Here is a 25,846-nt window from a genome sequence, read left to right as displayed (position 1 = left end):
TTCAGGCTGCCTGTACCCGCCAGCCGAGCACAACGTCCTCCACGACACCGGGGCCAGCCACGTCGCCGACCTGCAGCAACAGCCCCTGCGCATTGGGCAGGTCCTTCTGCTCGGGAAACCACCGTCGATCGGCCGCGACCACGATCAACAGGCCCTCGTCGTCGCCCATCGGTGCGAACTGCGGCGAAGCCGGGCTGATCGGCTGCAGGCCGAAACGTTGGTTGGACAGTTCGCGTACGGCCTCGACATCGCGGCTGGGCAGGCCGACTTCGCTCAGGCAGGTCAGCTCGCTGCCATGGAACACGCCTTCGCGAGCGCTGGCCGGCAGGCGGCGGCGGCCGATCAGTTCAAGGATCAGGCCGTCCGGGCCGGTGAAGTACACCGACTGCGACTGCCAGCTGCTCTCCAGCGCGAAGTAGTCCAGCCCCGCCGGATTGCGCTGCAGCGGCGTGCGCTCACGCAACCACGTCATTGCCTCGCTGAAGCGGTTGTCCGGCACGTTGAAGGCCAGATGCACGCCACCCACCGGACGTCCCGCCGCAGGCTGAAGTTCGAGGGTGCTCCAGCCGACGTGCACATGGTTGCCGACCACGCGCTGCTGCAGCACATCGTGGAAATATGTGGCCACGGAAGCGACGTCGGATACCGGCAGAGTGAGGTGCAGCAGGCGCATGATCGATTCTCCGTGGACGCGCCCACTGTAGCGCCGGGCGATGCCCGGCGGCCACTAGCGCAGCGAATGGTTGAAGAACCGTATTGCCGCGTCCGCTGCCTGCGCGTGGGTCTGCGCCTTCGGCACCGATGTGCTGCACAGGTCCTGCAGCCGCTGTTGTCCGGCCGGGGTGCATGCGGCGAGGAAATCGTAATGGCCGACACCGGGCAGCACCTGCAGTGCAGCGCCCGCAATCACCGCACGCGCAGCCTCGCCATTGGTCTGTGGTGGCGCGACCGTGTCCGCCTGGCCCAGCACGATCGACACCGGCTGTTTCAGCGAGGAGAGCTGCTCGGGCGCAAAGGCCTGCACGATTGCCGGCGCCAGCAGGAACACCGCGCGCACGCCGGGAATGGCGCGTGCGTCGTTGGCGTGGGACATCCATGGCGACAGTTCGGGCGACGCCGCAGCGGCAACGCGCGCCTCCATCGTGTGCGTTGCCGCCTCCTGTTGGGGCCGGCAGACGCCGTCATCCGGATGTGCGGTGCAGAAGTCCCGCAATCGCTGCAGGTCCGGTCGCGCACCGGCTGCCAGCAGCGCGGTGTAGCCACCGGCCGAGAAGCCGGCGACCCCCAGGCGCTCAGGATCGACATGCGGGCCCAGCACCGGATCAGCTTGCACGGCCGCCAGTGCGGCACGCAGGTCATCGGCGCGCAACCAGGTCAGAAGGCTGCCGGGCAGGGTCATGGTGTCAACGCCGTTGTTGCCTGGATGATCCACCGCAATCACCAGATACCCGGCCCGCGCCAGCGCCGTGCCCAGCCAACCCATCATGCGCGCGCTGCCGCCGTTGCCATGCGAGAGCAGCAGGGTCGGCAGGCGATCACCCGCGACCGGCGCATCCTTGGCCGACTGGCCGGCGTCGAACAGCGGCGCGTCGGGTGGACCGATGGTCAGCGCGTTTTCGCGGCTGCCGGCCTGTGCCGGATACCAGACCGTGTAGCGCAGCGCGTCGCGGTGCCCTGCGTCGCGCACGGCGGCGCTGGCCAGCGTCGTCGTGCCGTGGCGCTCGCCGGCGACGCCGCTTTCGCGGGCGGCGCCGACGCTCGCGAACGCCAGCAGCATTCCTCCCAGCACAGCAGCGGTCATGCGCATCTTCAACTCCTTGTCAGTGGGGACGTTCTTCCACCGGCAGCCAGATCTCCACGCCGCCGTTGCCGCTGTGCTCATCGAAACGCAGGTCGTAGCGTTCCAGATCGGGTGCATCGGCCAGGCTGAGGCCGGAGCCGGGCAGGTAGTGATCCAGCAACCAGAACCAGGTAGAGCGGATGGCCGAGATGTGTCCGCCGTGCCAAGCCACCAGGTAGCGGCGCGCCGGGATGTCCACGCGTCGCCAGTGCGCAGGCACGCTCGGCACCGCGCTTGCCGGTAGTGCCGCAATGTAGTCGAAGCCACCATCGTCATCACTGTTGCAGCACACGCCGAAGCTGACCGGTGCCGGCGTCGGCCACTCGCGGTTGAGCTGGGCCCATTGGCCCGGAATCGCGCCGCTGCTGTCGCGGGTATGCCGCATGCCGACGCCTGCCACCTGGAACGCGGGCGTATCGAGCAGCCGGGGGGCTTCAATGCAGGCTGACGGGGCCTCGTGCAGGCGGATCGCCTGCACCAGCGTCAGCCCATCGGTGCCCTGTTCGCGTACCCGTTCCGGTGTCTGCCCGAACTGTTCGCTGAAGGCACGGGTAAAGGCAGCATGGGTGGTGTAGCCGGCCCCCAGCGCCACCTGCAGGATGTCGCCCGCGCCGTTGGCCAACCGCTGCGCGGCAGCGGTCAGGCGGCGCCCGCGCAGGTAGCGCACCACCGAGGTGCCGGTGCGGGCCTGGAACAGGCGTGACAGATGAAACGGCGACAGGCCGGCCGCAGCGGCGATGTCGGCCAGCGCCAATGGCTGGTCCGCATGGGTTTCGATGTACCACAACGCCTTGCCTGCCGCGCTCATCCTGCCGTTCCCCGCATCCAATGCCGGCACAGTAGCGGATCGGCAGGCACGGCGTTTAGCAGTTCTTGCGCTGCCGGGGCTTTGCGTCTGCCTGCGTACCGGCAACAATGCGCGCTTCATGGACGTGATGGGGGGCAGGGAGATGCGATCGACGACGGGGGATGCCAGGCCAGCGGAGCCCGGACGATGATCGAGATGATCGAAATGCTGCTTGCCCTCTGGGTACTTCCCAGTCTGTTGACCCTGGCGCTGATGCTGCTGATGTTGTTCGGCGCACCACGGTGGCGCGGCAATCCCTGGGTGTACCGTGTCGGCTTCGCGTTGCTGGGCGGGTTTCTGACACCGACGTTGTTGGGGGCCGGTCACGGTGGGTTGCCGTGCGCGACTATCGGCGGGCTGGTGATGATACTGACGCAGCTGCAATGGATCGGCGATCTGCAGGTCGACTTCATGGGGATCGGGATTCGCAACAGGGGCATCTGGATCATGTCCACCCCCGCCTTGGTGGTGTTCGCTGCCATGATGTTCGTTCCGCTGCGAACGGCACGGCCAGCCCGTTTCGGCTTTGGCGACGACGCCAACGGCTAGCCGCTGTGTGCGGGGATGGGACGTGGGTCTGCATTGCCACCCATGCATGGCGTGGATCTACGGATGAGCCCTGGCAGGGGCCAACCTTGGTTGGCGCATCAAGCTGTCGTACTGACGTCATGCCTCCTTCACACATCGCGCCGAGACTGCGCGCCTTGTCCAGGCCTGTTGTGTGCGCACAGGTGCTGGCCCTGTCGCGTCCTCCCGGAGCCCTGCCGTGCATCGTTCGAAGCTTTCGCGTTCCATCCTCCTTGCCCTTTCCATGGCCAGCGCAGGAGGCGCGATCGCAACGGAGGCCGATGCGGTCGATGCCGCCGGCGGCAGCCGCGCCGCGCCCACCCAGCTCGACGCGATGCTGGTCACCGGTACCCGCGCGTCCAACCGCACCCAGTTCGAAACGCTGGCGCCGGTGGATGTGTTCAGCAAGGAAGACATCAGGTCCGTCGAATCCACCGACCTGAAGGACGTGCTGGCCCAGCTGGTGCCGTCGTTCGTGGTGCAGCGCCTGCCGATGGCGGACGGCCAGGTGTTCGTGCGTCCGGCGACGCTGCGTGGCCTGTCGCCGGACCAGACCCTGGTGCTGGTCAACGGTCGCCGCTTCCACCGCAGCGCGCTGCTCGGCAACCGTGGTGCACAGGCCGCTGATCTGGCACAGATTCCAACCAGCGCGATCAAGCGCATCGAGGTGCTGCGTGATGGCGCGTCGGCGCAGTACGGCTCGGACGCCATCGCCGGCGTCATCAACATCATCCTGGAGGATGGGCCGGGTAGCGAGATCACCGCCGGCTACTCGCAGTACGCGCAGGGCGACGGTGCTTCGCGCGATTTCAGTGCGCGCACCGGCTGGTCGCTGGGCGACTATGGCAGCCTGGTGCTGTTCGCCGAATCGTCCACCTCCGACGCCACCTCGCGCACCCGCCAGCGCCCCGATGCCATCGCCTACCAGGCCGCGCATCCGGAGCTGGAGGTGCCCAACCCGGTGCAGCGCTGGGGCCAGCCGGAACTGGAAAGCCGCCGCGTCGGCTTCAACGTAAAGGCCAACGCCAGCGATACGCTGGAGCTCTATGCCTTTGGCCTGTACAGCCACAGCAATGGCGTCAGCGATTTCAACTGGCGCAACCCGGACACCACCACCGGCGCGTACCGCACCACCGCCATCTTCCCGGGCTGGAACCTGCGCTCGCTGTATCCGGTCGGCTTCAGCCCGCAGTACGGCAACGTGCAGAACGACCTGCAGCTGGTCGGTGGCCTGCGCGGCGAGATCACGCCGAAGCTGCGCTGGGATGTCAGCGCCTCGTATGGCCGCAACGCCATCGACTATCGCCTGAAGAACTCGATCAACGCCTCGCTCGGCCCGGCCAGCCCGACCGACTTCGATCTCGGCCGCCTGACCCAGACCGAGAAGAACGCCAACGCCGACTTCAACTACGAATGGGACGTGGCTGCGCTGTCCAAGCCGATCAACGTCGCCTTCGGTGGCGAGTTCCGCCAGGAAACCTACCAGGTGCGCGCCGGTGATCCGGCCTCGTACGCGGTGGGTCCGGGCGCGGCCGCGGGCCTGGAGGCCAACTCCAATGGCGCGCCGGGCTTCTCGGCCAGCCAGGCCGGGCAGTGGAGCCAGCGCAGCAAGGCCGCCTACGTGGACATGGAAGTGCCGCTGGGCGAGCGCTGGAGCATCGGTGCAGCCAGCCGCTATGAGGACTTCTCCAGCTTCGGCAGCACACTGGACGGCAAACTGTCGGCGCGCTTCGCGATCACCCCGGACGTCGCCCTGCGCGGCACCGTGTCCACCGGCTTCCGCGCGCCGACGCCGGCGCAGCTCAACACCACCAGCACCACCCAGGGGTTGGATACGCGCACGCTGCAGATCTTCACCAGCGGCCGCCTGTCGCCGAACGATCCGCTGGCGCAGCTGCTCGGTGCCAGGCCGTTGAAGCCGGAAGAATCGCGTACCGCATCGCTGGGCCTGACCTGGCGCACCGACCTGGGCCTGTCCGGCTCGGTGGATGTCTACCAGATCAAGCTCACCGACCGCTTCAGCCAGTCGGCCAGTTTCGCCATTCCGGCCGGTACGCCCAATCCGCTGGGCTATACCTCGGTGAACTACTTCACCAACGACTTCGACACCACCACCACCGGCGTGGACGTGGTCGGCAACTACCTGCGCGACCTCGGCGCGGGCCGCATGACGCTGACCCTGGCCTACAACTACAACCGCACCCGCGTGGACAACGGCAGCACCTCGGTGGCAACCAACGAGACCCAGCGCGTGCTGTTCGAAGACCGCCTGCCCGAGCACAAGGGCAGCCTGACCGGCAGCTGGGACATCGGTGCCTGGTCGCTGATGGCGCGCATGCGCTACTACGGTGCCTGGACCGATTCCAGCGGCAATGCGGTGGGCGATATCTACCAGCGCTTTGGTGCGATGAGCTTCCTCGACCTGGCCGTCGGCTATCGCATCAACGAACATCACAGCCTGCGCGTGGGTGCCGACAACGTGTTCGACCGCTATCCGGACGAAGCCACCTTCCAGGCCAGTCGCGGCCTGGTCTACTCGCGCAACGCGCCGTACGACACCGACGGTGCCAACCTGTACGCACAGTACCGGCTGAGCTTCTGATGGACCGCAACCGCCGCGTCCTGTTGCGTGCCGGTGCACTGTTGCCGGCTGCAGCTGCGCTGTCTTCACTGCCCGCCATGGCTGCCGCGGGTTACGCTGCGCCCATGCAGATTCCCGCAACGACCGTAGCGCCGGACGCGCTGGCCCGCGATGAAGGCTACTGGGCCGCCGTGGCCAGCCACTTCGACATCACCGATGAAGTGAACCACCTGGAGAACGGCTACTGGGGCGCGATGGGCCGCGAGACGCTGGCCAGCTACCAGCGCCACACCGCCGAGGTGAACCGTGGCAACGCCTGGTACGGCCGTCATGAGTTCCCGGCGCAGTACATGGCGGTGCAGCGGCAGGTGGCCGAACTGCTGGGCGTGGGCGCCGACGAGATCGCACTGACCCGTGGCGCCACCGAAGCGATGCTGGCGCTGATCGGTGGCTACAACCGCCTGCGGCCCGGCGACCAGGTGCTGTACGCCGACATCGACTACGACAGCATGATCGGTGCGATGCGTTGGCTGCAGCAGCGCCGTGGCGTGCAGGTCGAGCGCATCGCGCTGCCGGTGGTGCCCGACCATGCGCAGATCCTGCAGGCCTACGAGGCCGCGTTCGCGCGGCTGCCACGCCTGAAGCTGGTGCTGCTGACCCAGGTCAGCCATCGCCATGGGCTGGTGCTGCCGGTGGCCGAGATCGCCGAGCGTGCACGCGCACGCGGTATCGACGTGATCGTCGATGCGGCGCACGGGTTCGGCCAGATCGACTACGCGGTGCCGCAGCTCAAGGCCGATTTCGTCGGCATCAACCTGCACAAGTGGATCGGCGCACCGGTCGGTGTCGGCGCGATGTACGTGCGCAGGGGCCGCGTTGCGGACCTCGACCCGTACATGGGCGAGACCGACGACGGCCGCGTGGGCAGCCGCGTACACACCGGCACGGTCAACTTCGCCGCTTACCTGGCACTTCCGGAGGCGATTGCCCTGCACCAGCGCATCGGTGCGGACAACAAGCAGGCGCGCCTGCGTTACCTGCGCGAGCGCTGGACGCTGCCGGCGCGGCAGATGGCGCACATCGAAGTGCTGTCTTCGCCGGATCCGGCGTTGGCGAGTGCATTGGCCAGCTTCCGCCTGAGCGGGCGCACCAGCGTGGCTGACAACATCGCGCTGCAGAAGCGCCTGTTGGATGAGCATCGCGTGTTCACCACCCATCGCGACGGCTTGGACTCCGGCGCCTGCGTGCGGGTGACGCCGTCGGTGTTCACCCGGCCGCAGCAGATGGATGCGCTGGTGAAGGCCCTCTCCGCCTTGGCCTGACCCTGCTTTGGTGGGTGCCAACCTTGGTTGGCACATTCCAACCGTGCCGGGGAATCTTCCGCCGGCCAGCGGCCGGCGCTACCGATCGGGTGGGTGCCAACCTTGGTTGGCACATTCCAACCGTACCGGGGAATCTTCCGCCGGCCAGCGGCCGGCACTACCGGTCGGGTGGGTGCCAACTGTTGGTTGGCACATTCCAACCGTGCTGAGGAATCTTCCGCCGGCCAGCGGCCGGCACTATCGGTCGGGTGGGTGCCGACCGTTGGTCGGCACATTCCAACCGTGCTGAGGAATCTTCCGCCGGCCAGCGGCCGGCACTACCGGTCGGGTGGGTGCCGACCGTTGGTCGGCACATCCCATTCCAGGGCTACCGCTCGATCGCCGGCAACGCGTCCGACAACAACAACCGGTCAATCCGTTGCAGCGCACTTTCCAGCTGCCGGCGATCGGCCGCCAGCCCCAGCGACAGCCGCACGCCGTTCTGATGCTGCACCCCCGGCGGGCAGAACGCCGATGAGGGCGCGATCGCCAGCCCCTGCAGCTGTGCGGTACGCACCAGGGTGGCGTCAGTCCATGGCGCTGGTACCCGGCACCAGGCATGCAGGCCTTCGGCGCGCAGCAGCAGCGAAGGCGCCAGCAGGTAGCGCGCCATGCGCATGCGCTCGTGCGCTTCGCTGCGCACCTGCGCCAGCAGCGATTGCGCCGAACCATCCAGCAGCAGCTGGCTGGCCAGCGCCGCCACCAGCGGATGCCCCATCAACCGGGTGGCGCGCAAGGCCGAAGCCATCGCCTCGGCGTGCGCAGCGCTTGGGCACTGCACGAACGCAGTGCGCAGGCCGGGGCTGATCACCTTCGACAGCGTCGCCACGTAGAACACATGGCGCGGTGCCAGCGCCGCCAGCGGTGTCTGTGCATCCTCGGCGAGGTGCCAGTAAGGATCGTCTTCGATCGCCAGCAGGCCTTCCCTCTCCAGAACACGCGCCAGCGCTTCGCGCCGCTGCAGCGGCAGGCTCAGCGCGGTCGGGTTCTGGCAGGTGGGGTTGAGATAGACCAACCGCGCGCCGCTTTCGCGTGCCAGCCGGGCCAGCGCATCGGGGCACATGCCGTGTTCGTCGCTGTCCACCGGCAGCAGCCGCCGGCCCAGTGCGGCGGAGGCCTGCAGCAGGCCCGGATAGACCAGCGCATCGCAGAGGATCGCATCATCGTCGCGGCCCTGGCTGACCAGGATCGCGGCAAGCGCCACCTGCGCGCCTTCGGTCAGCAACAGGCTGGCATCCTCCACCGCGCCCAGCATCGGTTGCAGCCAGCGCGCTGCCGCGTGGCGGTCGGTGGGATTGCCGCCGCCCAGGTGGTAGGTCATCAGGTTCGGCGCGTTGCTGCGCGCAAGCACGGCGGCGGCACCGCGGCGCAGGGTTTCGGCCAGCGCATCGGCATCGGGCACCGGCGGCACGTTCATGCTCAGGTCCACCACCTGGTCGAAGCCGGCCTTGGGTGGTGCGATGAAACTGCCTTGTGGCCCGCGCGCCTCGATCAGGCCGCGCTTGCGCGCTTCGTCGAACGCCCGCGTTACCGTGGTCAGGTCGACGCCGAGCTGCTGCGCCAACGCACGCTGCGAGGGCAGGCGTTGTCCTGGTGCAAGCCCACCGCGACGCACCGTGCGCTCCAGCGAATTGACGATGCGCAGGTAGATCGGCCCGTTGTGCGCGAGCACGTCCTGCACCCATTCGCGGGCTGCGACATCCGGTCGCGGCATGTACGGAGCATGTCGGGGCGTATCGTTGCTTCCAACGGCGGGAGCCTGTCCATAACCATCGGTCGGTTCGGACAGGTGACCGCCGTTGTTGCTTGTGGCGGCCACAGCGGCCAGCGTCAGTGGTGTCATTGCGCGTCCTCAGCGCTTGGCCTGCCAGGGGCAGTAGCAGCCCACGGCAAGCAGTCCTTTCGGGCGCACGGTTTCGCCGCGCACCAGTCTGTCCAGCAGTGGTTCGACGAAGCTGTTGGCCGAGTTGCAGACCATGCCGATGCTGTACGGGCCGGCATAGGCGAGGTGGCCCTGCCGGTCCCAGATCGCCACGGCAGGGCTGGCCGGGATGTGTTCGATGCCGTCGATGGTCGGCAGGTTGATCACCTTGTTGCGCAGCGGCTCAGGCAGTTCGCCCTGGGTACCGGGGCGGCGGATCGCATAGAAGTCGATGCCGGCGCGGCGGTACATGCTGATCAGGTAGCTCAGGTGTGCGCCGGTTTCGCGGTTGCAGACGGCACACGCCGGGTCCCAGAAGTGCACCACGCGGATGCGGCCGGTATCGCCGGCCAGATCGGACGGCAGGCGCAGCTGCGAGTCGTCGAAGACGATGGCCTGTTCGGTGAACGTCGACTGCGCGCTGTAGCCGAAGTACTGCCACAGCGCAGCCGCCACGCCGGCCATGAACAGGCAGGCGAGGGCGATCATCGTCGGCAGCAGCCAGCGGCGGCGCGGCGCGGCTGCGCCCATCAGGACGCGTCCCCGCCGAACTTGTGCACGTACTGCTTGCGCATCTCGCGGCAGGAGTCGGCCTGCGCGCGACGCTGGATCTCGCTACGCGACGGATCCTCGCTGCGCTGCACGCATTGCTCGATGGCGTGGCGCTCGGCGGCCTGCACATCCACGGTCTGCGGCTGCAGGCAGACCCAGGCCAGCGCAGCCAGCATCAACACCACAAAGCCACCACAGCCGGCCATTACCAGGTGGAACTTCAGTCTCTCGGCGCGCATCGACGCACGTCCCTTCATCCATACATTGCATACAAAATATCATCTTGTATGGATGCGGCGCCATGCGCCCGGTTCAGACGATGGCGTTGTGCCGGGCCCCGGGGGCCTCAGACAGGATCTCGTTCAGTTTGGCCAGCGCCCCGGCCAGCGCATCCTGGTCAACTGCGCCGCCCAGCGACAGGCGGATGGCGTTGCCCGGTGGCGGTTCCTCCACGCTGAAGGCGTCCGAACTGGCGATGCCCAGCCCCTGTTCCTGTGCGGCCTGGATCAGCCGGTACTGGTCCAGCCGCGGCGGTAGCGGCAGCCATACGTGCAGGCCGGCCGGGTGCGCCCGCGCGCGGGACGGCAGGTACTGCGCGGCAATCGCCTGGCGCTCGCGCAGCTCCTGCTGGAAGCGCTGCACCATGTCCTGGGCCTGGCCGCTGCGGATCCACTGCGACGCCACCGCCACCATTGACTGGGTCGGCATCAGCGCGATCGCACGCAGGGCGTCCAGCACCGGTTCCATCGGTTCGCCGCCCGGCACCACCAGGTAGGCGGTGCGCAGGCCCGGTGCCAGGCACTTGGACAGGGTGGAGATGTAATACACCGGGCAGCCGGCGTCGCGGTGGGCGGCCAGCGGCGGTGCGGCGTCCCCGGCCAGCAACCAGTAGGGATCGTCTTCGATCACGGTCAGATCGTGGCGTTTCGCGACCGCCAGCAGGGCCTGCCGGCGTTGTGCCGACATCGTCGCCGTGGTCGGGTTCTGGATGGTCGGTACCAAGTACAGCAGGCGCGGGCGGCGTAGCTGGCAGGCCTCTTCCAGCGCGTCGGGCAGCATGCCTTCGGCGTCCATTGCCACTGGCACCACACCCCGCTGCAGCACGCGCGCGGCGGCCAGCAGGCCCGGGTAGGTCAGTTGCTCGGCGGCGATCAGCTCGCCCGGCTGGGTGCGGGCCAGGATCAGTGCGCACAGTGCGGTCTGCGCGCCGGGGCAGATCACCACCTGGTCGGCACCCACCGTGCCCAGCACCGGTGACAGCCACTGCACGGCGGCGGCGCGGTCCTCGCGGGTGCCGGCGCCGACGTGGTAGCTCATCAGTTCGCCCTGGCCCAGCTGCTGGCCCACGTGCTGGAAACCGGCCTCCATGCCCTGTGCGAACGGCGCGCTGCCCAGCAGCGGCGGGATGTTCATGCTCAGGTCCACCGAGGTGCTGCGGTTGCCGGCCGACAGCGCGATGAAGGTGCCGCCGGCGCCCTGCGCATCCAGCAGGCCAGCCTGGCGCAGCTCGGCAAAGGCCCGGGTGACCGTGGTCAGGTCCACGCCCACCTGCTGGGCCAGGTCGCGCTGCGGCGGCAGCCGGTCGCCCGGACGCAGCACGCCGTCATCCACTGCCTCGCGCACCTGCTGGGCGATCTGCAGGTACAGCGGGCCAGCGCCCTCGCGGAAGGGGCGAACCCAGGTGCGATTGGGGTGTTTCAGGCGGCGGCCGGCGGCAGGTGGCGTCATCGGTCAGTTTTTCCATACGTGCAGATGCACAAGTCCATACAATGATGTATCTTGTATGGGCTTGATTGGAGTGGATCGCTCTCTTGTAGGCGACCTCGTACCCACAGTGTAGCCGCTCCACGCCCGGGCGCTGCGCGCAGGCGAGCCGGTCAAGCGCGCTTCTTCAACAGGGTTGACCTCCAATGAATATCTGCTGGAACCGCATCCGCCTGGCGCTGGTCGCCCTGGCCTGCGTCGGCCTGTCGGGCTGTGACTGGGTGCTGCTGGATTCGAAGGGCATGGTCGGGCTCGCCCAGCGCGACCTGATCCTGATCTGCATCGGCCTGATGCTGATCGTGGTGATACCGGCCATCGTGCTGACCTTCGTATTCGCCTGGCGCTTCCGCGCCGGCAACACCAAGGCGAAATACACGCCGGACTGGTCGCACTCCACCAAGGTGGAGATCGTGGTCTGGGGCGTGCCGCTGCTGATCATTGCCGGCCTGGACGTGATCGTGTGGAAGTCGACCCACGAACTGGACCCGTACAAGCCGCTGGACGTGGCCGGTGAGCCGCTGCACGTGGACGTGATCGCCACCGACTGGAAATGGGTGTTCGTATACCCGGACCTGGGCATCGCCACGGTCAACCAGCTCAACTTCCCGGCCAACCGCCCGCTGGCGTTCAACATCACCTCCAACTCGACGATGAATACCTTCTTCATCCCGCAGCTGGGTGGGCAGATCTACGCGATGGCCGGCATGCGCACGCAGCTGCACCTGATCGCCAACGAGCCCGGCCAGTTCCGTGGCATGTCCGGCAACTACAGCGGGCATGGCTTCTCGAACATGAAGTTCATTGCCACCGCCAGCAGCAACGAGGAGTTCGAGCGCTGGGTGGCCGAGGTACGCAGCGCACCACAGGCGCTGGACTTCAACCAGTTCAAGGCGCTGGCCGCACCGTCGAAGAACGCGCCGGTGCAGCACTTCTCCAGCGTCGAACCGCTGCTGTTCAAGAAGGTCATCGACCAGTTCATCGGCGTCGGTGAGAACACCGCTGCTGCGTCCCCGGCGGGTGCTGCCGGTGGTGCCCAGGTTTCCCAGGAGTAACGAACATGTTGGGTAAATTGACGTGGGAGGCCGTGCCGCTGCACGAGCCGATCGTCGTGGTCACGCTGGCGGCCATGGTGCTGGGTGGCCTCGCGCTGCTTGGCGCGGTGACGTACTTCAAGCTATGGGGCGTGCTCTGGCGCGACTGGTTCACCACCGTGGACCACAAGAAGATCGGCATCATGTACGTGGTAGTGGCGCTGGTCATGCTGGTGCGTGGCTTCGCCGACGCGCTGATGATGCGCGCGCAGTTGGCCGCGGCCGGGCCAGGCAGTGATGGCTTCCTGCCACCGGAGCACTACGACCAGATCTTCACCGCGCATGGCGTGATCATGATCTTCTTCGTGGCCACCCCGTTCGTGGTCGGCCTGATGAACATCATCGTGCCGCTGCAGATCGGCGCACGCGACATGGCGTTCCCGTTCCTCAACGCCTTCAGCTTCTGGATCTTCGTGGTTGGCGCTGCGCTGATGATGATCTCGCTGGGCGTTGGCGAATTCGCCATGACCGGCTGGGTCGCCTATCCGCCGCTGTCGGGCATCGAGTTCAGTCCGGGCGTAGGCGTGGACTACTACATCTGGGCGTTGCAGGCCTCGGGCATCGGCACATTGCTGACCGGCGTCAACCTGTTCATCACCATCCTGCGCATGCGTGCGCCGGGCATGACCCTGATGAAGATGCCGGTGTTCACCTGGACCGTGCTGGTCACCAGCGTGATCATCATCGCCGCCTTCCCGATCCTGACCGTGGCGCTGGGTGCGCTCACCCTGGACCGCTACCTGGACTTCAACTTCTACACCAACACGTTGGGTGGCAACCCGATGATGTACGTGAACCTGGTGTGGGCCTGGGGCCACCCGGAGGTGTACATCCTGGTGCTGCCGGCGTTCGGCATCTTCTCTGAAGTCACCGCCACGTTCGCGCGCAAGAAGCTGTTCGGCTACAAGTCGATGGTGGGCGCCACGCTGGCGATCGGCATCCTGTCGTTCATCGTCTGGCTGCACCACTTCTTCACCATGGGCTCGGGTGCCAGCGTCAATGCCTTCTTCGGCATCATGACGATGATCATCGCCATCCCCACCGGCGTGAAGATCTTTACCTGGCTGTTCACCATGTACGGTGGCCGCGTCGAGTTCAGCGTGCCCATGCTGTGGACCATCGCCTTCCTGGTCACCTTCACCATCGGTGGCATGACCGGCGTGCTGCTGGCCATCCCGGGCGCGGACTTCCTGCTGCACAACAGCCTGTTCCTGGTCGCCCACTTCCATAACACCATCATCGGCGGCGCGCTGTTCGGCTACCTGGCCGGCTTCGCCTACTGGTTCCCGAAGGTGTTCGGCTTCACCCTCAACGAGCGCCTGGGCAAGTGGTCGTTCGCCTGCTGGGTGATCGGCTTCTACCTGGCCTTCATGCCGCTGTACATGCTGGGCTTCATGGGCATGACCCGCCGCATGAACCAGTACGACAACCCGGCGTGGACGCCGTACCTGATCGCCGCCTTCATCGGTGCACTGTTCGTGTTCGCGGGCATCATCCTGATGCTGGTGCAGATCTACGTGAGCGTGCGCGACCGCAAGCGCAACCTCGACCTGACCGGCGACCCGTGGAACGCACGCACGCTGGAATGGGCCACGCCGTCGCCGCCGCCGTTCTACAACTTCGCCGTGGTGCCCAAGGCCGATGAGCTGGATGCCTTCCACGAAGCGAAGAAGCGCGGCCTGCCGCCGCCGCCGAAGACGTACGCCCCGATCCACATGCCGAAGAACACCGGCGTGCCGCTGATCCTCAACATCTGGATCCTGGTGCTGTGCTTCGCCCTGGTCTGGCACATCTGGTGGATGGCCGCGGCCAGCTTCATCGCGATGATCGTGACCCTGATCGTGCGGTCCTACGATGAGGACGTGGATTACTACGTCAGTTCCGAAGAGGTGGCGCGCACCGAAGCGGCCAACCTTGCCAAGCTGAAGGAGGTACGCGCATGAACCTGTTGACCCGCCCGGAGCTGGCCAGCGACACGCAGGCGCACGAGGACCACCACGAGCACGACCATGGCCACGAACAGGGCGGCATGAAGGTGTTCGGCATGTGGGTGTACCTCATGTCCGACCTGGTGCTGTTCGGTTCCCTGTTCGCCTCGTACGCGGTGCTCAGCACCGCCTACGCCGGCGGCCCCACCGGCAAGGACCTGTTCTCGTTGCCGTTCGTGATGGCCGAGACCTTCCTGCTGCTGGTCTCCAGCATCACCTACGGCCAGGCCGTGCTGGCCATGCATCGCCACGACACCTCGGCGGTGCTGCGCTGGCTGGGCGTGACTTTCGTGCTCGGTGCCTCGTTCATCGGCATGGAGATCTACGAGTTCTCGCACCTGATCCACGAAGGCGCGGGCCCGAGCACCAGTGCCTACCTGTCGGCGTTCTTCGCGCTGGTCGCCACCCACGGCCTGCACGTGGCCAGCGGCCTGATCTGGATGGCGGTGGTCATGCACCAGGTCTACCGCCGTGGCCTGACCCCGACCAACATCACCCGCGTGTCGTGCCTGAGCCTGTTCTGGCACTTCCTGGACCTCGTGTGGATCTGCGTCTTCACCTTCGTCTACCTGATCGGAGCCTTCTGACATGGCCCACGTCGAAACCTCGCGCGCCGGCAATGCGCACGGCTCCACCAAGTCCTACCTGATCGGTTTCGTGCTGTGCGCGCTGCTGACCGTGGTGCCGTTCGCACTGGTGATGAATCCGGTGCTGTCGCGGCCGCTCACGCTGTTCCTGCTGGTCGGCTTCGCAGTGGCGCAGATCCTGGTGCAGCTGGTCTATTTCCTGCACATGGACCGCAAGTCCGAAGGTGGCTGGAACCTGGCCAGCTTCGTGTTCACCCTGGTGATCCTGTTCATCGTCGTCGCGTTGTCGGTCTGGATCATCTGGAGCATGCACTACCACATGATGATCAACTGAGCCTGCGAACCGTGAAAGGCATTGCGTTCCCCCATCGTGGCCTGCGCCTGGCCGCAGGCCTGCTGCTCGGCCTGCTGGCCGGCTGCAGCGCGCAGTCGCGCATGGACTTCTATGCGAAGGACATCGCCTGCGAAGAACTTGGCCAGCAGTGGTCGATGCCCGACAGCCGCGGCACCGTGCGCGGCCCGAAGGACCTGCAGGGGCAGGTGACCTACCTGTTCTTCGGTTTCACCAGCTGCCCGGACGTGTGCCCGACCACGATGGTCGAGCTGAGCCAAGTCAAGCACCTGATGGGCAAGGATGCCGATCAGCTACAGGTGGTGTTCGTCAGCGTCGACCCGGCCCGCGACACGCCCGAGGTCGCGCGCACCTATGTGGAAGCGTTCGATCCCAAGGCAATCGCGCTGGTCGGCAACGATGCGCAGCTGGCCGCGATGGCCAGCGACTTCAAGGCGTTCTACGAAAAGGAACCCGGTCAGGTACCGGATACCTACACCATGAGCCACATTGCCGGCGGCTACGTGTTCGACCGCCAGGGCCGCCTGCGCCTGTTCGCGCCGTACGGCATGCCGGTGGAAAAGCTGTTCTCGGACGTGCAGCGCCTGCTGCTCGAGCCCGGCCATCCGGCCGCCGGCAACGACGCACTGGCCAGCTGCCACCTCAAGCACAGCGGCACACTGGCCGCGCGGTAACGCCGGTGGGTGCCAACCTTGGTTGGCACGTCCGAATCTGCTCCTGGTAGATGCCAACCTTGGTTGGCACAGCTGTAGAGCCGAGCCCATGCTCGGCGCCGCGCGCACCGCGCCTGCGGCACCCCATAGACAGCAGCCGAGCATCGGCTCGGCTCTACACGCGCGCGGCCCCAGTGGGTGCCGACCGTTGGTCGGCACACCCCCACACCAATCCCCGGCCGGCCAGGAGAGCCAGCCGGCCGGGGCACCGCTCAACGCCTTACTTGGTCTCTTCCCACTGCACCACGTCCGGCTCGGTGGCGCGGATACCGGCGGTGGACAGCAGCTTGGTGCTCGCATCCAGCGCCGCGTTCACCGACGGGTACTCCACGATCGCCTGGCCCGACGCCTTGGAGACCTTCACCACGGTGCCACCGGTGGCCGTAGCCGCGCGCTGGGCCGATGCTGCATCGGTGAAGAACACCTTGACCCGCGAGGTCGCCACCACCGGCGCTCCGTCACGGGAGACCGCCGCCGCGAACTTGCCGGCACCGGCATCAGCAGGCGCCGCCGCGGCGCCATCCAGCGAACGCTTGGTACGCGCGCTGGTGGTCGCCGCCGCCTGCGGGGTGATCGTGAACTGGCCGCCGCTGGCCTGCTTTACCGTTGCCGAGGGCGACAGCTGGAAACGCGTGCCGCCCACATCGAACGAGCGGCCGGTAGCGGACGCCTTCAGTTCCTGAGCATCCACGGTCGACAGGGTCCTGGCCGGAGGGGTCTGCCCCGAGCTCTGTGCCCAGGCAGGGAAGGTCATCGCCGCGAAGGCGAGCGTGCTCAACAGAATGGTGGTCTTCATCATCAGTGCCCCAGAACGCGGATCTTGAAGAATTCGAGGTTGCCACGCGATGCAGCGGTCGCGGCCTGCCCCATGTCGGTCACTTCCAGCGTCCAGGTGCCCGTGGCGTTCTCATCCAGGAAGGCATTGCTGGACAGCAGGTCCCAGCTGGTGAAGTTGCTCTGCGCGCCACCCGTGCCCGAACCGATCGCGGTGAACGCCGGTTGCACCACGCTGCGGGTACCGCTGGGTGACACCAGCACGAACTGCAGCTGGCGCGTGTTGCGGTGGTTGACCCGGAAGCCCAGCTGCACGCTTTCGATGTTGCGCGCGCCGTTGGCCAACTGGAAGGTCAGGCGTGCAGCGGCGGCCGAGGTGTTGCCGATGGCCACGGTACGCGTGGTGTTGCGCCAGCCGCTGTCGACCAGCGCACCGAGCGGCTGGAAGTTCTCGGCCACCTGCACCGCGCGTGCAGCGTTGACCACGCCGAAGCCATACCAGTTGCTGTAGGCACGGCCGGCAGCATTCACCGTCCAGCCTGGCACCAGCGTGCGCCCGTCGGCCAGCGTCACCGCCGGCTGGTTCGGGTGGTTGCGGGTGGCGGTGGTGGCCAGGATGTACTTCACATCGCGATAGGACAGGTTCGGATTGGCTTCCAGCACCAGTGCCGCCACGCCCGAGACCATCGGCGCTGACGCCGAGGTGCCGTTCATCTTGGCGGTGTAGTTGCAGGTGCTGTCGATGGCCGACAGGTTGCTGTCCAGCGTGTTCTGGCGGTTGGTGTTCTTGTTGCTGCCCTGCGCGCACCCGGTCACGTCGGTGGTGACGATGGCCGGGTCGTAGGCGCGCGCCACCAGGCCGGGGGCGTACTGGGCCTGCAGGCCGTATTCGCCGCCGAAGGCCGACACCCACAGCGCCGAGCCGGTGGAGGAATACGACGAGCGCACGCCATCGGCACGCACCGCGCCTACCGTGATCACGTTGAAAAGGTTGTTGCGCGGATCACGGCCAGCCGGCACGCAGCCGGTGTTGCGGTTCTTGGTGTCGGTGGTGCAGACATCCTGGGTCTGGCTGATCGAGGCATTGTTGAAGTTGTTGCCCGCCGACTTCACGTAGATGCCGCCGCGGCCACCGCGCGTACCCGACAGTGCCTGCTCATACGAACGAATCGTGTTTTCGCTGTACGCCAGCGGCAGGTTCGGATTGCCCGGGCCGGCGCCCCAGCTGTTGTTGAAGACCTGCACGTCGGCCGATTCCGCGCCGTCCCACCAGGCGTACTCGATGTTGCTCTGCTGGTTGCCCAGGGCTGAGCGCGAAATCGGATTGAAGCCCTTCAGCGTCGCCGCCGGGGCCACACCGCGCACGCCCAGGTTGTTGGCGCCCACCGCGCCCGCAATGCCGCCGACCATGGTGCCGTGGTTGTCGACATCCGGGTTGGTCGGGGTGGGGTTGTTCGAGCCGTTGATGAAGTTCTTGCCGGCCACCGCGGCCACGTTGGCGGCCAGGTCCGGGTGCGCGATCTGCAGGCCATCGTCGACGATGGCGATGGTGACGCCCTGGCCGCGGATGCCGTTGCGGAACAGGCCATCCACGTTCAGGTCGTTGCCGGCCACCGGCAGGGTGTCAGCCGGGACCGTCTGCCCGGTGTTGAGCAGGTGCCACTGGATACCCGCCAGTGGATCGGCCTGTTGGGCCTGGGCGGTGACGGCCAGGCTGCCCAGCACCAGGGCAGTGGCAAGGGCCAGGCGCGCAGAGCGCGGTGGCGCGGAGCGTTGCGTGTGTCGCTTCATACACGAATCCTTCTGTTGTGAATCGGCATGGCAGGACGGCGGGGCGGAACTGCCCCATCGCAACGAGCCAAACGCGACACAACGGAGAACCCCCTACCTCTTCACATCCGCAATGTACGAATATGCAAATTGCGTCACAAACACTTAGTACGTCAGGTTATGACAGGGCGCGCGAATGCCTTCACGCCATCTTCGCGCGTCTGCTTCGAGGGCCGGAAACGTGGTAATCACATGCAGGTGAAGACACGCATGAAGAATGGACGCCAGCGCGCACGTGCGCGCGCAGACCAGACCCCGCTCTCGGTCGCCGCCATCCGCAAGGTGGTGCTATCCGTGCATACGCGCAGCCACGACTATGGCGACGATGCCGATATCAGCGAGTTGCTGCCCGAGCTGGCCGCATTCGGCATCACCATGGTGAAACCGCTGCGGCTGTTGATGAAGAAGCACCGGCGCGCGCTGCTGCAGGAGGAACGGACCGTCATGCGACGCGCAGAGACGCTGCATCTGCGCACCGAGTGGCGGCACGGTGGCATAGACGTGCATGCAAACACCAGCCGCTACGCCATCGGCGGCCTGGTCCGCACCAGCATGGAACACGAATTCGGCTTCGAGACGATGCTGCCCTTCCACGAGGTGCGCGAGGACGAACCCGCGTAGTGCGGTGCCTGCCCGGTGGGTGTGGCAGCGCCGCCGGGGCATCATCGCGCGCCCTCACATCGCGCTGTGCTACTACAGCCCGTGCACCCTTCCGCACGGAGCACGATGATGGTCAATCCGCTCGCCCAGGCCCATCGCGGCCTCGGCACCACGCTGTTCAGCCTGTTGAACCCGATACCGTTCGGCTTCTTCGTCGGTGCACTGATCTTCGACGCGATCTATCTCAACAGCGCCGAGGTGATGTGGGGCAAGGCCGCCGCTTGGCTGATCACGTTCGGCCTGCTGATCGCCATCGTGCCGCGCCTGATCAACCTGTTCGCGGTCTGGCGCCGCAACGGCACGGCCACCCGCATCGACCGCATCGACTTCTTCCTCAACCTGGTCGCGGTGGTGCTGGCCATCTGGAACGCCTTCGTGCACAGCCGCGATGCGTATGCCGTTGCTGTGCCGGGCACGATCCTGTCGGCGCTGACCGTGGCCCTGATCGCCCTGGGCCTGATCCTGTTGTCATTGCAGCCGCCGGTGCTGCAGGGAGGTCGTCATGGCTAAGCACATCCTGCCCACCGTCGCCGCGCTGGCACTGGCCGTCACCCTGTCGGCCTGCGCGGGCAAGGCCGAATACCATCCGGCCGACCAGTCGGGACCGCAGCCGCCACTGCCCAAGCCGGCCAACTTCCTGATGCCGCCGATGCAGGTGCCCAAGGGCGTGGGCTGGGCCGACGGCCAGGCCCCCACGGTGGCCGAAGGCCTGAAGATCGAGCGCATCGCCGCCAACCTGCAGCACCCGCGCCGGCTGCTGACCCTGCCCAACGGCGATGTACTGGTGGTGGAAGGCAATGGCCCCGGCGAAGAGCCGGTCACCACACCCAAGCAGTGGATCGCCGGCAAGGTGAAGGCGCGCTCGGGCAAGGCTGGCAAGGGCGGCAACCGGGTCACCCTGCTGCGCCGCTCGCCAGGCACGAACACCTGGACCCAGCACGTCTACATCGAAGGCCTGCACTCGCCATTCGGCATCCAGCTGATCGGTGACACGCTGTATGTGGCCAACACCGGCAACATCATGCAGTACCACTACGTGCCCGGCGAAACCCGCATGTCCGACAAGGGCCGCGAGTTCACCGACCTGCCCAGCACCATCAACCACCACTGGACCAAGGAACTGCTGGCCAGCCGCGACGGCCGCAAGCTGTACGTGGGCGTCGGCTCCAACAGCAACATTACTGAAAATGGCCTGGCCGTCGAATATCGCCGCGCGGTCGTGCTGGAGGTGGACGTAGCTAGCCGTGGCAGCCGCATCTTTGCGTCGGGCATCCGCAACCCGACCGGGCTGGACTGGGAGCCGAGCACTGGCCAGCTGTGGGCCGTGGCCAACGAGCGTGATGAGATCGGTGCCGACCTGGTGCCGGATTACCTCACCTCGGTGAAGGAAGATGGCTTCTACGGCTGGCCCTACAGCTACTACGGCCAGCACGTGGACGAGCGCGTGCAGCCGCAGCGGCCGGACCTGGTGGCCAAGGCGATCGTGCCGGACTATGCCATCGGCTCGCACGTGGCACCGCTGGGCCTGTTGTTCTACACCGGCCAGGCACTGCCGGCGCAGTACCACGGCGGCGCCTTCATCGGCGAGCACGGCAGCTGGGACCGCTCGCCACTGAGTGGCTACGAAGTGGTCTACGTACCGTTCAAGGACGGCAAGCCGACCGGGCGGCCGCAGACCGTGGTCAGCGGCTTCACCTCGAAGGACGAGAAGACCCTGATGGGTGCGCCGGTGGGCATGGCGATGGATGCCGAGGGCGCACTGCTGGTGGCCGACGACGTGGGCGACGTGGTGTGGCGGGTGTCGGCGAAATAGCTGTGTAGCGTCGAGCCACGCTCGACTGCTGTGGATCCGGCCTTTGTAGAGCCGAGCCCTTGCTCGGCTTACGCGCGCAGCGCGCGGGTTTCCGTGCACCGAGCGAACAGCAGCCGAGCATGGGCTCGGCTCTACAGTTCGGCGGTACTGCTGCGGAACCCGCTGAACACCGATTCGGCGGCAAATCCCACGCCGCCCAGCAGCACGCCGAAGTACACCACCGTGGCCACCACGAAGCCGTAGCCGGCTGCCACCGCCGCACCATCGCGCTGGATGAAGCCAATCGCAAACGACATCAGCGCCAGCGCCGGCAGCGTGTTGCTGAAGGGAATCGGCCCGGCCGGCGCCATCAGCAGCAGGGTCGCAAACACCAGCATCAGGTTGTTCAGGCGCATCATCTTCTTCGAGCGCACCATCACCGCCAGCCGCATCGGCCGCGACAGCCGCTCCATGCGGTGCACCCATTTCAGCGCACGGCCCAGGTTGGCCTTCAGCTTTTCGGTGGCGATCCCGCGGCGCGCCAGCTTCTGCGGCACCCACAGCGGGCGGTTGCGCACCCGGCTCAGGCCGATCAGCAGGATCGAGGCGCCAAACACCGTGCTCAGCCCGGGAATCGACACCGGAATGATGAAGATGGCCGAGAGCAGGATCACGATCAGCAGCAGGCCCTCATCGCCCAGCGCGCTGAGCAGGGTGCCGACGCTCACCTGGTCGCCGGGCAGCTCGTCGATCATCTGCTCGATCTGCTGGGCCAGGGGTGCGCTGTCGTTGGTTTCGGGGGCACGGTAGGTCATGCGTCGCAAGGTTCTCCAGGGAAGGGCGGTCAGCGGGCCGTCCTGCGGTGGGGGACGCACAGGCTCCTGCAGTATCCCGGCCAACGTGGGCAAAGAGGTGAACCGGGCATGAGGGGGTAAACTGGCGTGCCCCGCACGAGTTGAACGCAATGGACATGGGCCGCAGGCAATCGACCATCGAACTGGTCGCCATCGACATGGATGGCACGCTGCTGGACCCGTCGCACCAGCTCACCCCCCGCGCCAGGAAGGCCATCGCGCAGGCGCGCGCACTGGGCGTGCACATCGTGCTGACCAGTGGCCGCCCGGTTCCGGGCCTGGCGCCGTACCTGCACGAGCTCGGCATCACCGGCAACGACGACTACTGCATCGCCTGCAATGGCGGCCTGGTGCAGCGCATCGGCACGCGCGAAACCGTAGTCGAGTACCCGCTCAGCTTCGACGACTTCCTGTTCTGCGAGCAGGTGGCCCGCGACCTGGGCGTGCACTTCCAGGCGCTGGACAGCCAGCGCATGTACACGCCCAACCAGGACATCAGCTACTACACCGTGGCCGACTCGCATCTTTCGCGGATGCCACTGTCGTATCGCCGCGTGGAAGACATGGACCCGTCGATGTCCTTCATCAAGCTGATGATGATCGACGAACCCGAGGTGCTGGACGCTGCCATCGCGCGCCTGCCCGGCGCGCTGACCGAGCGCTTCGCGGTATTGAAAAGCGCACCGTTCTTCCTGGAAGTGTTCGACCACCGCGCGGGCAAGGGGCCGAGCCTGCAAAGACTGGCCGAGCACCTGGGCATCGACCGCGCCAACGTGATGGCCATCGGCGACCAGGAGAACGACCTGACCATGCTGCAGTATGCCGGCACCAGCGTGGCGATGGGCAATGCCATCGACGCGGTGAAGGCGGTGGCGCGGTTTGAGACCAGCAGCAATGCCGACGAAGGCGTGGCGCGCGCGATCGAGCGTTTCGTCCTGCAGTAACCGCGCGTCCCTATGCTCTGGTAGGTGCCAACCTTGGTTGGCACACACAATCGGCAAGCGCCGACCAAGGTCGGCCTCTACCAGGCCCCATTCGCCCCGGCAGGTGCCAACCTTGGTTGGCACACGCAGGCGGCCAGCGCCGACCAGGGTCTATACCCACGTATAACCCACCCATCCCCACCGCCATTGGCGCTGTACCACGGTGCAATGGCGGATGCGGCAGTGCGATGCAAGAATTCCGCACGTCGAAATCACCCCACCGAATCCCACGGCAGATGATCGTCTTCGTCTGCCACTGACCGGCACGCACCGCGCCGTCACGCCTTCAACGCAACCGCATCGCCAGCCAGGGCGCCGACACCGGCGCTGCAACGCGCTGGGCGTGCGCCTGCGCGGCTCTCTCCCTGCACCCTGGATCTACTGCCATGAACACCCCACCCACGACGCGCCTCGCCCTGGCCATCATCGCGGCCACCACTGCACCTGCCTACGCCGCAGAAACGCACGACGCCGCGCTCGACACGCCCACCACGCTCAACGCCCTGCAGGTCATCGCCACGCCGCGCGGCGCGGCCGTGGCACCGACCCAGGTGGTCGGTCCCAACCGCTACATCATCAAGGCCGAGGACCTCGACGCGATGGTCACCGGCAACAATGGCCTGGCCATGCTGAAGCAGGTGCCGGGCGCGAGCTATACCGCCACCGATGGGCTGGGCCTGGATATCTCCGCCACCAGCCTGTTCGTGCGCGGCTTCCGCATGAACGAAATGGGCATCACCTTCGAAGGCGTGCCGCTGAACGACAACGGCTTCCTCTCGCTCACCGGCACCAGCGTGGTGAACGTGGGCGTGCCCGATGGCATCGGCGCGATCACGGTCAGCCCCGGTGGCGCACCGGTCAGCGTGTTCTCCAGCAGCGTCAACGGCGGCAGCCTGGAATACCACCTGCGCGAGCTGCAGGACACGCCCAGCCTGCGCGTGAAGCAGGGCGTGGGCAGCAACAGCACGCTGGTCACCACCGTATCCGGGCAGAGCGGCCAGCTCGGTGAGCATGGCCCGAAAGTGCTGGTCGACCTGCAGCGCGTGTCCGCCGACAAGTACCAGGGCGAGGGCACGCAGAACTTCCTGCGCGGCGACCTGAAGCTGCAGCAGGACGTCGCCTGGGGCGATGTCACCGTGTTCCTGTCCGACAGCAAGGCCAAGGTCTGGGGTTACAACAACATTTCCTTCGACATGATCCGCAAGCTGGGCTGGAAGGCCGACATCTTCTACCCGGACTACGCCTGGGCGTACTACGTGGCCTCGCCGGAGAACGCAGACAAATCCTGCGGCGCCTATACCTGTGGTGAACTGTCCGGGCTGATTCCCTACGACACCGGCCAGAGCACGCGTGACCGCGTGTCCTCGATCAACCACCGCTTCCAGATCAGTCCGGCGCTGAGCGGCAACGTGCAGCTGTACAACGCCAACAGCCACACCCAGGCCACGCTGACCGACCCGAACGTGCCGTCGCCCAACGGCGCGCCGTTCTCCGAACAGGTGCAGACCCCGCGCCTCAACCGGCTGGGCGGCATGCTCAATCTGCAGTTCGAGACCGGCGCGCACACCTTCACCGCCGGTTTCTGGCAGGAGAAGAGCAAGGCCGCGGCCAAGACCGAGTGGTACCAGCAGCCGCTGCTGGGCGAGGGCCCGCCGCTGAAGGCCACCGGTCCGTTCGATGTGTACGGCCCCGCGTTCAAGACCGACAACGCATCGAGCTGGGTGACCCGCTCGCGCCAGTTCTACCTGCAGGACGACATCGTGCTGAACGACACGCTGAAGCTGGGTGTCGGCTTCAAGGCCGTGGACTTCCGCACCCGCGGCGGCGGCCTCGGTGACGCCAAGGACCGGCCGGTGAACGGCACGCTGCGCGCGAAGAGCAACTTCCTGCCGCACGTCTCGCTGTTCTGGAGCCCGACCGAATCCACCGATGCCTTCATCGACCTGGCCAATACCATGAACGGCTACCGCGTGGCCCAGCGCGGCAACATCGGCTACACCGCCTCGGCGTGGACCATCACCGACCAGGAGGAGTTCGACCGCGTGGCCGGCACGCTGCGGCCGGAGAAGAACTGGAACCTCACCGTGGGCGCATCGCATCGTTTCGACCGGCTGACGATCACCGGCGACGTGTTCTACAACGACATCCGCAACCGCTTGCTGTCGGCCGCCATCGGTACCCAGTTCGCGCAGATCAACACCGTGCGGCTGATGCCGAAGATGCACGTGATCGGCGCCGACCTCGGCATCACCGCCGACCTGACTGACCACCTGCAGTTCTACCAGGGCGTGGCCGTGGCCCGTTCGTACTACGACAGCGATTTCGTGGTGGGCGACACGGTGTACCCGATCAAGGGCAACGCCCAGCCGGGCTACCCGCAGATCTCGCTGGTCAGCGACCTGTCCGCCCACTTCGGTGACTGGCGCTTCGGTGCCACCAGCACCTCGTACCTGCGCCAACCTTTCACCTACGAGAACGACATCCGCGTGCCGACGTTCTGGCAGGTCAATACCTATGCCGCCTACCGCTTCGGTACGGACAGCGCGGTGCCCGGCCTGGAGCTGCGGCTGGACGTGAGCAACCTGTTCAACCGCCACAACATCGGCACCGCCACCATCGCCGGCTCGTCGTTCTCGGGGGATTACCAGACCCTGCAGCGCAGCGCGCCACGGCAGCTGATGTTCAGTACCTCGATGGCGTTCTGAGGCGATGAGGGTGGGGTCAGAGCCCTTTGCTGCGCAAAGGGATCCGACCCCGCAGCCACCCCGTGATCGGGGTCAGAGCCCTTT

At 66.8% G+C, this 25,846-nt stretch carries 23 protein-coding genes; 13 read left to right on the top strand and 10 right to left on the bottom strand.

The window, feature by feature from the left end:
• Position 1: 1 nt before the first annotated feature.
• From AC5P8R_RS17955 to AC5P8R_RS17945, 3 genes are read right to left on the bottom strand one after another with little or no spacing between them, the layout of a single operon-like run.
• Positions 2–673, bottom strand: a complete 672-nt coding sequence (locus AC5P8R_RS17955) for a VOC family protein (RefSeq protein WP_014648741.1) — start codon at positions 671–673, stop codon at positions 2–4.
• A 54-nt stretch (positions 674–727) separates the two neighbouring features.
• Positions 728–1,807 (bottom strand): alpha/beta hydrolase family protein, encoded by a 1,080-nt coding sequence (locus tag AC5P8R_RS17950; protein WP_495223683.1) that lies wholly within the window; start codon positions 1,805–1,807, stop codon positions 728–730.
• Positions 1,808–1,820: 13 nt separating this feature from the next.
• Positions 1,821–2,648: an AraC family transcriptional regulator gene (locus tag AC5P8R_RS17945; protein WP_014648739.1), complete on the bottom strand. Its 828-nt coding sequence runs from the start codon at positions 2,646–2,648 to the stop codon at positions 1,821–1,823.
• Positions 2,649–2,834: 186 nt separating this feature from the next.
• Here AC5P8R_RS17945 and AC5P8R_RS17940 point away from each other — a divergent pair, with 186 nt between their 5' ends.
• From AC5P8R_RS17940 to AC5P8R_RS17930, 3 genes are all read left to right on the top strand, one after another.
• Positions 2,835–3,236, top strand: a complete 402-nt coding sequence (locus AC5P8R_RS17940; protein ID WP_014648738.1) for a hypothetical protein — start codon at positions 2,835–2,837, stop codon at positions 3,234–3,236.
• Positions 3,237–3,453: 217 nt separating this feature from the next.
• The gene (locus AC5P8R_RS17935) at positions 3,454–5,856 is read left to right on the top strand and encodes a TonB-dependent receptor plug domain-containing protein (RefSeq protein ID WP_014648737.1); all 2,403 of its coding nucleotides are present in this window, start codon (positions 3,454–3,456) and stop codon (positions 5,854–5,856) included.
• The gene (locus AC5P8R_RS17930) at positions 5,856–7,157 is read left to right on the top strand and encodes an aminotransferase class V-fold PLP-dependent enzyme (RefSeq protein ID WP_014648736.1); all 1,302 of its coding nucleotides are present in this window, start codon (positions 5,856–5,858) and stop codon (positions 7,155–7,157) included. The genes AC5P8R_RS17935 and AC5P8R_RS17930 overlap by 1 nt, the downstream gene beginning before the upstream one ends.
• A 367-nt stretch (positions 7,158–7,524) precedes the next feature.
• Here AC5P8R_RS17930 and AC5P8R_RS17925 read toward each other — a convergent pair whose 3' ends face one another.
• The 4 genes from AC5P8R_RS17925 to AC5P8R_RS17910 are packed head-to-tail and all read right to left on the bottom strand — an operon-like array spanning position 7,525 to position 11,397.
• Positions 7,525–9,039, bottom strand: coding sequence for an aminotransferase-like domain-containing protein (locus tag AC5P8R_RS17925; RefSeq protein WP_495223682.1), 1,515 nt, complete (start codon positions 9,037–9,039; stop codon positions 7,525–7,527).
• Between the two features lie 9 nt (positions 9,040–9,048).
• Positions 9,049–9,648 (bottom strand): DUF6436 domain-containing protein, encoded by a 600-nt coding sequence (locus AC5P8R_RS17920; protein WP_046432980.1) that lies wholly within the window; start codon positions 9,646–9,648, stop codon positions 9,049–9,051.
• Entirely contained in the window at positions 9,648–9,926 is a 279-nt protein-coding gene (locus tag AC5P8R_RS17915) for a hypothetical protein (RefSeq protein ID WP_169411283.1), read from the bottom strand. Before AC5P8R_RS17915 ends, AC5P8R_RS17920 begins: the two co-directional genes overlap by 1 nt.
• Before the next feature lie 55 nt (positions 9,927–9,981).
• Complete coding sequence (locus AC5P8R_RS17910) at positions 9,982–11,397, bottom strand: aminotransferase-like domain-containing protein (protein WP_014648732.1); 1,416 nt, start codon at positions 11,395–11,397, stop codon at positions 9,982–9,984.
• Between the two features lie 182 nt (positions 11,398–11,579).
• Between AC5P8R_RS17910 and cyoA the strand changes: the two genes are divergently transcribed.
• Genes cyoA through AC5P8R_RS17885 form a run of 5 tightly spaced genes read left to right on the top strand, consistent with a single transcriptional unit; the run spans position 11,580 to position 16,125 of the window.
• Positions 11,580–12,485: a ubiquinol oxidase subunit II gene (cyoA, locus tag AC5P8R_RS17905; RefSeq protein ID WP_495223681.1), complete on the top strand. Its 906-nt coding sequence runs from the start codon at positions 11,580–11,582 to the stop codon at positions 12,483–12,485.
• Between the two features lie 5 nt (positions 12,486–12,490).
• A complete protein-coding gene (cyoB, locus tag AC5P8R_RS17900; protein WP_032958781.1) occupies positions 12,491–14,467 on the top strand; it encodes a cytochrome o ubiquinol oxidase subunit I in 1,977 nt (658 codons plus the stop codon).
• Positions 14,464–15,099, top strand: coding sequence for a cytochrome o ubiquinol oxidase subunit III (gene cyoC / locus AC5P8R_RS17895; RefSeq protein ID WP_080281857.1), 636 nt, complete (start codon positions 14,464–14,466; stop codon positions 15,097–15,099). The genes cyoB and cyoC overlap by 4 nt, the downstream gene beginning before the upstream one ends.
• Before the next feature lies 1 nt (position 15,100).
• Positions 15,101–15,433 (top strand): cytochrome o ubiquinol oxidase subunit IV, encoded by a 333-nt coding sequence (gene cyoD / locus AC5P8R_RS17890; protein ID WP_006399830.1) that lies wholly within the window; start codon positions 15,101–15,103, stop codon positions 15,431–15,433.
• Between the two features lie 11 nt (positions 15,434–15,444).
• The gene (locus tag AC5P8R_RS17885; RefSeq protein WP_169411285.1) at positions 15,445–16,125 is read left to right on the top strand and encodes an SCO family protein; all 681 of its coding nucleotides are present in this window, start codon (positions 15,445–15,447) and stop codon (positions 16,123–16,125) included.
• Positions 16,126–16,384: 259 nt separating this feature from the next.
• Here AC5P8R_RS17885 and AC5P8R_RS17880 read toward each other — a convergent pair whose 3' ends face one another.
• Both AC5P8R_RS17880 and AC5P8R_RS17875 read right to left on the bottom strand, forming a co-directional pair.
• The gene (locus AC5P8R_RS17880) at positions 16,385–16,963 is read right to left on the bottom strand and encodes a DNA breaking-rejoining protein (RefSeq protein ID WP_069117696.1); all 579 of its coding nucleotides are present in this window, start codon (positions 16,961–16,963) and stop codon (positions 16,385–16,387) included.
• The gene (locus AC5P8R_RS17875; RefSeq protein ID WP_169411287.1) at positions 16,963–18,729 is read right to left on the bottom strand and encodes a S8 family serine peptidase; all 1,767 of its coding nucleotides are present in this window, start codon (positions 18,727–18,729) and stop codon (positions 16,963–16,965) included. The genes AC5P8R_RS17880 and AC5P8R_RS17875 overlap by 1 nt, the downstream gene beginning before the upstream one ends.
• Positions 18,730–18,858: 129 nt before the next feature.
• On the opposite strand from AC5P8R_RS17875, the gene AC5P8R_RS17870 reads away from it, so the two are divergent.
• From AC5P8R_RS17870 to AC5P8R_RS17860, 3 genes are all read left to right on the top strand, one after another.
• Positions 18,859–19,389 (top strand): hypothetical protein, encoded by a 531-nt coding sequence (locus tag AC5P8R_RS17870; RefSeq protein WP_239504080.1) that lies wholly within the window; start codon positions 18,859–18,861, stop codon positions 19,387–19,389.
• Between the two features lie 108 nt (positions 19,390–19,497).
• Positions 19,498–19,938 carry a DUF2231 domain-containing protein gene (locus tag AC5P8R_RS17865; protein WP_041863928.1) on the top strand — a complete coding sequence of 147 codons (441 nt, stop codon included), beginning with the start codon at positions 19,498–19,500 and terminating at the stop codon, positions 19,936–19,938.
• On the top strand, positions 19,931–21,241 hold the full coding sequence (locus AC5P8R_RS17860; RefSeq protein ID WP_014648722.1) for a PQQ-dependent sugar dehydrogenase: 1,311 nt from the start codon (positions 19,931–19,933) through the stop codon (positions 21,239–21,241). Before AC5P8R_RS17865 ends, AC5P8R_RS17860 begins: the two co-directional genes overlap by 8 nt.
• A gap of 131 nt (positions 21,242–21,372) precedes the next feature.
• Here AC5P8R_RS17860 and AC5P8R_RS17855 read toward each other — a convergent pair whose 3' ends face one another.
• Complete coding sequence (locus AC5P8R_RS17855) at positions 21,373–22,035, bottom strand: exopolysaccharide biosynthesis protein (protein WP_014648721.1); 663 nt, start codon at positions 22,033–22,035, stop codon at positions 21,373–21,375.
• A gap of 149 nt (positions 22,036–22,184) precedes the next feature.
• Here AC5P8R_RS17855 and yidA point away from each other — a divergent pair, with 149 nt between their 5' ends.
• A complete protein-coding gene (gene yidA / locus AC5P8R_RS17850; RefSeq protein ID WP_014648720.1) occupies positions 22,185–23,018 on the top strand; it encodes a sugar-phosphatase in 834 nt (277 codons plus the stop codon).
• A gap of 425 nt (positions 23,019–23,443) precedes the next feature.
• On the top strand, positions 23,444–25,762 hold the full coding sequence (locus AC5P8R_RS17845) for a TonB-dependent receptor (protein ID WP_169411291.1): 2,319 nt from the start codon (positions 23,444–23,446) through the stop codon (positions 25,760–25,762).
• Positions 25,763–25,846 lie beyond the last annotated feature (84 nt).

The sequence above is a fragment of the Stenotrophomonas sp. YJH_SMC_73 genome, assembly GCF_059370155.1.
Note: the sequence above shows the minus strand (reverse complement) of the source record. Positions and strands in the feature narration are given on the sequence as shown.

Bases quoted from the DNA above. Each gene is read 5' to 3' on its own strand.
- AC5P8R_RS17865 (WP_041863928.1), top strand. From the start codon at position 19,498: ATGGTCAATCCGCTCGCCCAGGCCCATCGCGGCCTCGGCACCACGCTG.
- cyoB (WP_032958781.1), top strand. From the start codon at position 12,491: ATGTTGGGTAAATTGACGTGGGAGGCCGTGCCGCTGCACGAGCCGATC.
- AC5P8R_RS17860 (WP_014648722.1), top strand. From the start codon at position 19,931: ATGGCTAAGCACATCCTGCCCACCGTCGCCGCGCTGGCACTGGCCGTC.
- AC5P8R_RS17845 (WP_169411291.1), top strand. From the start codon at position 23,444: ATGAACACCCCACCCACGACGCGCCTCGCCCTGGCCATCATCGCGGCC.
- AC5P8R_RS17925 (WP_495223682.1), bottom strand. From the start codon at position 9,039: ATGACACCACTGACGCTGGCCGCTGTGGCCGCCACAAGCAACAACGGC.
- AC5P8R_RS17880 (WP_069117696.1), bottom strand. From the start codon at position 16,963: ATGATGAAGACCACCATTCTGTTGAGCACGCTCGCCTTCGCGGCGATG.
- cyoA (WP_495223681.1), top strand. From the start codon at position 11,580: ATGAATATCTGCTGGAACCGCATCCGCCTGGCGCTGGTCGCCCTGGCC.
- AC5P8R_RS17910 (WP_014648732.1), bottom strand. From the start codon at position 11,397: ATGACGCCACCTGCCGCCGGCCGCCGCCTGAAACACCCCAATCGCACC.
- AC5P8R_RS17945 (WP_014648739.1), bottom strand. From the start codon at position 2,648: ATGAGCGCGGCAGGCAAGGCGTTGTGGTACATCGAAACCCATGCGGAC.
- AC5P8R_RS17930 (WP_014648736.1), top strand. From the start codon at position 5,856: ATGGACCGCAACCGCCGCGTCCTGTTGCGTGCCGGTGCACTGTTGCCG.
- cyoD (WP_006399830.1), top strand. From the start codon at position 15,101: ATGGCCCACGTCGAAACCTCGCGCGCCGGCAATGCGCACGGCTCCACC.
- AC5P8R_RS17915 (WP_169411283.1), bottom strand. From the start codon at position 9,926: ATGAAGGGACGTGCGTCGATGCGCGCCGAGAGACTGAAGTTCCACCTG.
- AC5P8R_RS17855 (WP_014648721.1), bottom strand. From the start codon at position 22,035: ATGACCTACCGTGCCCCCGAAACCAACGACAGCGCACCCCTGGCCCAG.
- AC5P8R_RS17955 (WP_014648741.1), bottom strand. From the start codon at position 673: ATGCGCCTGCTGCACCTCACTCTGCCGGTATCCGACGTCGCTTCCGTG.
- AC5P8R_RS17950 (WP_495223683.1), bottom strand. From the start codon at position 1,807: ATGCGCATGACCGCTGCTGTGCTGGGAGGAATGCTGCTGGCGTTCGCG.
- AC5P8R_RS17940 (WP_014648738.1), top strand. From the start codon at position 2,835: ATGATCGAGATGATCGAAATGCTGCTTGCCCTCTGGGTACTTCCCAGT.
- AC5P8R_RS17875 (WP_169411287.1), bottom strand. From the start codon at position 18,729: ATGAAGCGACACACGCAACGCTCCGCGCCACCGCGCTCTGCGCGCCTG.
- yidA (WP_014648720.1), top strand. From the start codon at position 22,185: ATGGACATGGGCCGCAGGCAATCGACCATCGAACTGGTCGCCATCGAC.
- AC5P8R_RS17920 (WP_046432980.1), bottom strand. From the start codon at position 9,648: ATGGGCGCAGCCGCGCCGCGCCGCCGCTGGCTGCTGCCGACGATGATC.
- cyoC (WP_080281857.1), top strand. From the start codon at position 14,464: ATGAACCTGTTGACCCGCCCGGAGCTGGCCAGCGACACGCAGGCGCAC.